The organism is Thermosulfurimonas sp. (assembly GCF_015491435.1).
Classification (GTDB): domain Bacteria; phylum Desulfobacterota; class Thermodesulfobacteria; order Thermodesulfobacteriales; family Thermodesulfobacteriaceae; genus Thermosulfurimonas_A.
The window spans coordinates 1-5723 of the sequence record NZ_WFVX01000088.1 but is presented as its reverse complement, the minus strand read 5'-3'; the positions used below and the strand labels follow the sequence as shown (position 1 = coordinate 5723).

Below are 5723 nucleotides of genomic sequence, written 5' to 3'. Positions count from 1 at the left end.
GGGGAGGAAAAGTTTCTCGTAGAGATAGAGGGCGTAGCGGTCGGTCATGCCGGCGATGAAGTCGCAGACGATTCTTTCCTTGGGGACTTCCCCGGTGTAGCAGGGCATCTCCCGTTCCCACACCGAATCCCGGCGAAGATAATATTCGTAAAGCTCGATCAGGATCTTGCGGGCCTTCTCGAACTCCCGGCGGACCTCCCGGGCCCGATAAACCCTCTCGAAGAGAAAGCCCCTAAGATCGGTAAGGGCCTTAAGCACCCGATCCGAAAGATGGAGCTGGCCGTCGGCGCAAGAAAGCGTTTCCCGCACCAGATCCGTAACCAGGGTGTTGATGCGGGCGGCATGCCTTCGGCCCAGGACCCGGAGACAGTCCTCGGGGATGTCCTGCTCCCGGATGATCCCGGCCCGCAGGGCGTCATCCAGGTCATGGTTCACGTAGGCGATGAGGTCGGCGATGCGCACCACCTCGGCCTCAAGAGTAAGGGGCGGGTCCTTCTCCGGGGCGAAGATGGGCCCGAGGCCCTTGGAGTGTTTCACGATCCCGTCCCGTACCTCGTGGGTGAGGTTTAGCCCCCGGCCCTCTTTTTCCAGGCAGTCCACCACCCGCAGGCTCTGTTCATAGTGACGAAAACCCCCGGGCACAAGCTCGTTAAGCACCTCCTCTCCGGCGTGTCCGAAGGGGGTATGCCCCAGGTCGTGTCCCAGGGCGATGGCCTCGGTGAGGTCCTCGTTGAGGCGTAAGGCCCGGGCGATGGTGCGGGCGATCTGGGCCACCTCCAGGGTGTGGGTGAGCCGGGTGCGGTAATGGTCGCCGGTGGGGGCCAGAAAGACCTGGGTCTTGTGTTTGAGACGCCGGAAGGCCTTGCTGTGGATGATCCGGTCGCGGTCCCGCTGGAAACAGGTGCGAAGCGGACATTCGGGCTCGGGCTTAAGCCTTCCCCGCGACCTCCGGGCCTTCGTTGCCCAGGGGGAAAGGATCTTTTCTTCCAGTTTTTCCAGCTCTTCTCGAAGGTTTAAGCCTCTGGGTTCCATAAAGGGCTCTTTTGGACTATTTTACTTGGGATACCCGCGGAAGTAAAAAGGCCATGTCAGGAGGCGAGCGAAAAGAATTTCCTTTTTCCTGGATTTCCTTTGACTGCTATGGCACCCTTATTGACTGGGAAGAGGGCCTTCTTGAAGCCCTAAAGCCCCTTTTAAAGCGCTCCTCGGTCGAAACCGAGCCTCTTGAAGTACTCAGGTTTTATGCGGAGCTTGAAAGCCATTTCGAAAGGACTTATCGCCCCTATCGCGAGGTATTGAGACTGGTTCTGCGGGGTCTTGCGGAGAAATTGGGCTTTGAATTGCATCCTGCGGAGGAATATCTTCTCGCTGAAGCCCTTCCCGGCTGGCGTCCCTTTCCGGAGGTTAATGAGACCCTGCGCTCTCTAAGGGATCGGGGTTTAAAGCTTGCCATCATCTCTAACATTGATCGGGATCTTATAGCCGAGACCCTGAAGCATTTTACGGTGTCCTTTGATCTGGTGGTGACCGCGGAGGAGGCCCGAAGCTATAAGCCGGATCTCCGAATCTTTGCATTGATGCTTGAAAAGATCCCGGTACCCAAGGAACAGATTCTTCATGTGGGGCAAAGCCTTTTTCATGATATCCTTCCGGCCGGGAAATTGGGGCTTGCGAGTTGCTGGGTGAAACGCCCCGGGCGGGATCCTTACGGGGCCACGCCCCGGGCTGAGGCCCGGCCGGATTTCGTTATCTCGGACCTTTCGGAATTGCTTGCCTTTTGAAGATTTGCGCCTAGAGGTTCTGGCCTCCGAAAGTCTCGGGGTACGTTCCATGGCCGTGGAGGTTGAGGCCTGCGGAACGCGGGTCCTCATAGATCCCGGGGCTTTAGGCCCTTCGGGCCGATTCTCTCTTTGAAATCGCCCGCCGAAATCCTATAGCGTAACTTTATGAAAGCCACCGGATCTTTACTTTCTCCCCCGCGGCCTTCCTGAATTCCGGGTCGCCGGTAATAAGCTCGGCTTTTTTGATTTTGGCCAGCGCCAGAGCAAAACAGTCCGCATAGGCTATGGAATACCGGGCCTTAAGCTTTGCGGCCTCCAGGGTAAGATTTTGGTCAGCCTCAACTATTTCCAGGGGGTAATTTTCTATTTCTTGTATAACACCTTTGGCGACCTTTTCATCGTAAGCTCGTGAGGTAGCGTAATACACTTCTCCCCAGTTTATCACGCTCATAAAACCCCGGGCTTTTCCCTCGAGAACCTCTTTAAGGAAGCTTTCTACTTTTTCGGCAGCGGGCTCGTTTTCGAAAAAAGCTATTAAGGCATAGCTATCAAAAACATACTTTTTCACCTTGTTCCTCCTTCCTTCGCTCTTCCAGTAAAATCTTCAGGGCTTTTCCTTTTTGGGGAAGCAGCCCACGCCCGCGCCTGAGCAACTCCTCCACCGGTTTCAGAATGATTCTTTCATCCTCAACAAATACCGCCAGTCGTTTCCCTCTCCGCAGATTAAACTTTTTTCTTATCTCCGCCGGGATTACTACCTGTCCCTTTGAACTTACCGTTACGATCATGGCTTACTCCCTTAAAAGGTATTACTTAAATGATAATCCCAAACCAATCTCCCGTCTATTCCTTAAGCCACAGCTATAAAGTCACAAAATCAGCATGGCGTCGCCGTAAGAGTAGAAGCGATAGCGACGGCGGATGGCCTCCTGATAGGCCGAAAGGATGAGCCTGCGGCCGGCAAAGGCCGAAACCAGCACCAGGAGACTTGAACCCGGAAGGTGAAAGTTGGTGACCAGGGCCTGAACCACCCGGAAGCGAAAACCCGGATAGATGTAAAGATCGCACCACCCTTTACGGGGCAAAAGCTCGCCTGAGGCGGCGCCCCACTCCAGGGCCCGCACCGCGGTGGTCCCCACCGCGATTACCCTGCCTCCCCGGGCCCGGGTCTCCTCTACGGCCCGCACGGTCTCCTCCGGGATCTCCACGTATTCCTGGTGGATGCGATGCTTCCTTATATCCGGGGTCTTGATGGGGGCGAAGGTACCGTAGCCCACATGGAGGGTGATGAAGGCCCTGCGCACCCCGCGTTCGGAAAGACGCGAAAGAAGCTCCTCCGAGAAATGGAAGCCCGCGGTGGGGGCGGCCACCGAGCCGTCCTTCCGGGCATAGACCGTCTGATACCGCAGGAGGTCCTCGGCTTCGGGCTCGCGCTTGATGTAAGGGGGAAGCGGGGCCTTCCCTACCCGTTTGATCGCCGAAAGAAGATCCTCCGGGCCCTCAAGGAGGAGCTTGAGTTCCCCCTCGGGCGATTTCTCAAGCACCACCGCGGAGAGTTCCTCGGAGAAGATCACCCGGTAGCCCGGAAGGAGTTTCTTTCCGCGGTAGAGGGCCGGAACGGGTTTACCCGGCTCGGGAAGCCTCAAGAGCAGGATCTCCACCCGGCCGCCGGTCTCCTTGCGACCGGGAAGCCGGGCCGGAAAGACCCGGGTGTCGTTTAAGACCAGGAGATCCCCCTCGCGCAGATATTCCTCTATCTCGGAAAAACGCGGAAGATGTTCTATCCGGCCGCTTTTCCGCTCAAGCACAAGAAGGCGCGATTCTTCCCGTTTTTCGGCCGGCCGGTAGGCGATAAGTTCCTCGGGAAGTTCGTACTGATAGGCCTCGAGCCTGAAGTCCTCAGGAACCTCCGAGGAAGTATTTTTCCAGGAGTTTTCGGTTGAAAGCGGTGATCTCTTCATAGCGCCGTTTCAGATCCGGACCCAGCCAGGGCTCAAGGCTCTTAAGGTACTCTCGGGGATAGACCGGGTCCTCCTCCGGGGGATCGTAAAGAAGGATAAGGCGTTCGGCCACCTCGCGCAAGAAGAGATAACTCTCGCGGGCGCGTTCCCCCTCGGGAAGGAGGGTCAGAAGTTTGAGGGTGCGGGTTTCCGGGAAGGTCGGGTCCTGGCGGAGTTTTCGGAGTCGGGCCAGGGCCGCAAGAAACTCAAGATCCGCAAGGGCTCCCCGGCCCAGCTTGGGATTGAAGCTTTCCGCATCCTCCCGGGCCCGTTCTCTCTCCATGTAAAGACGCATCTCCAGAAGACGCCGCCATCCCTCCCGCGAGGGACATCTTCGGGCCAGGAGGGCTTGTAACTCCTGTTCCAGGTGATGACCCCATTCCCTGTTTCCGGCCAGAGACCTCAAACGGGTGGCAGCCACCAGTTCCCAGAGATCGGCCTCCTGGCCATAGTAATGAAGAAACCCGGAAAGGGGCACGGTGAGAGGCCCCTTGCGGCCCTCGGGACGCAGTCTTGCGTCCACGGGATATCCCTCCCCCTCGGGAAGGCGGAGAGAAAGATAGAAAAGTAATCGCTGGGCCAGACGTGCGGAAAACGGGCCGGTATCCTCCGGCCCATCATAGACGAAGACCAGATCCAGATCGGAACGATACCCCATCTCCCGGGCTCCCAGTTTGCCCAGGGCCAGGACACAGAACTTTCCACTAAGTCTTTCCCCTTTTTCCTCCTCCAGGCGCTGGAGGGTGAGTCGATAGGTCAGACGTACGAAACCCTCGGCAAGAAAGGTGAGGCGCTTCAGGGTTTCCGCCACGGAAAGGCGTTTTTCCAGATGGAGAATGGCGGTACGGATTAGATGTTCGTTCTTAAAGAGGCGCAGGAGGGCCAGGGCCTCGTCGTAGGAGGTGTGAAGAAGATGTCTTTCCAGTTCCCCGATCCGGGGAGGAAGATCCGGTTCGAGGAGGACTTCGGCCAGAGCGGGACGGCTCTCCAGACGGTGCCACAGATACTCCGAGCAGGCCAGAAGATGGATCACCGTCTTCAGGACCGAGGGATTTTCCCGAAAAGCGGCGTAAAGGGAAAAACGTCCCCCCACCCTTTCCAGGAAGGAAATGATGCGCGAGAAGGCCCTGGTCCGATCCTTTTCCTCAAGCACCCCGGCCAGCACGGAAGGGAGGAGGTCTCGCAGGGCCCGGGCTCGCCGTTCCCCGGTGGGGCCTCCGGCCCTCAGTTTCCGATGCAGATCCCGCAGAAGATGTTCCGGAATCCCGGCACACTCCGAGGCGGTGCGCAGATCTTCTCCCGAGAGCAGGGCCTCTTCCAGTTTTTCGAGCAGGGCGTCCTTTTCCCGGGGACAGGCCGGAGCCAGCAGAGCCCCGAAACTCTCGGAGACCCGACGTCTTATCCGGGCCAGATGGGCCAGGAATTCCTCGGAGTCCGGGAAATTCAGGCTTAGGGCGATGGCCTCCAGAGCCGCCGGTTCGCGGGGGAGCCGGAAGCTCTGCTGAAAGTAGCGTGTCTGGATCCGGTGTTCCACCAGGCGGAGAAAAAGATAGGCCTCGCTTAGTTCGTGAGCCTCTTTTTCCGGGATCAACCCCAGACGAGCCAGGCGTTTCAGGACCGGAAGGATCCTTCGCACCCGAAGTTCGGGGTGTTTGCCCCCGTAAATACTCTGAAGGGTCTGGGCCAGGAATTCCACCTCGCGGATGCCTCCCTCTCCGATCTTGATATCCTCCTGGGCTCCCCGGCGGCGGGCTTCCTTCCTTATACGCTCCTTGAGGTCTCGAATGTGCTCCAGATAGGAAAAATCGAGATAACGAGGATAGACCACCGGACGCAACTCGGACAGAAGATCATATCCCAGGGAGAGATTCCCGGCCACCGGTCGGGCGCGTATCAGGGCCAGGCGCTCGAAGGGGTGAAGACGATAAAGGTAATACTCACG

General features: G+C 58.0%; 5 protein-coding genes and 1 pseudogene. 1 reads left to right on the top strand and 5 read right to left on the bottom strand.

Annotated elements, in window-relative coordinates; genetic code table 11:
• On the bottom strand, positions 1-1032 hold a 1032-nt coding region (locus F8J34_RS03980), incomplete at its 3' end, for a deoxyguanosinetriphosphate triphosphohydrolase (protein ID WP_297056712.1).
• Positions 1033-1043: 11 nt separating this feature from the next.
• On the opposite strand from F8J34_RS03980, the gene F8J34_RS03975 reads away from it, so the two are divergent.
• The gene (locus F8J34_RS03975) at positions 1044-1781 is read left to right on the top strand and encodes a haloacid dehalogenase type II (protein ID WP_297056711.1); all 738 of its coding nucleotides are present in this window, start codon (positions 1044-1046) and stop codon (positions 1779-1781) included.
• 163 nt (positions 1782-1944) lie between these two features.
• On the opposite strand, the gene F8J34_RS03970 is transcribed toward F8J34_RS03975, so the two are convergent.
• The 4 genes and pseudogenes from F8J34_RS03970 to F8J34_RS03960 all read right to left on the bottom strand — a co-directional run.
• Positions 1945-2349 carry a type II toxin-antitoxin system VapC family toxin gene (locus tag F8J34_RS03970; protein WP_297056710.1) on the bottom strand — a complete coding sequence of 135 codons (405 nt, stop codon included), beginning with the start codon at positions 2347-2349 and terminating at the stop codon, positions 1945-1947.
• A complete protein-coding gene (locus tag F8J34_RS09755; protein ID WP_363315410.1) occupies positions 2330-2569 on the bottom strand; it encodes an AbrB/MazE/SpoVT family DNA-binding domain-containing protein in 240 nt (79 codons plus the stop codon). Before F8J34_RS09755 ends, F8J34_RS03970 begins: the two co-directional genes overlap by 20 nt.
• A gap of 81 nt (positions 2570-2650) precedes the next feature.
• Complete coding sequence (gene queA, locus F8J34_RS03965) at positions 2651-3742, bottom strand: tRNA preQ1(34) S-adenosylmethionine ribosyltransferase-isomerase QueA (protein ID WP_297056709.1); 1092 nt, start codon at positions 3740-3742, stop codon at positions 2651-2653.
• A pseudogene (locus F8J34_RS03960) lies at positions 3681-5723 on the bottom strand (hypothetical protein); the annotation flags it as partial. The pseudogene F8J34_RS03960 and the gene queA, both read right to left, overlap by 62 nt.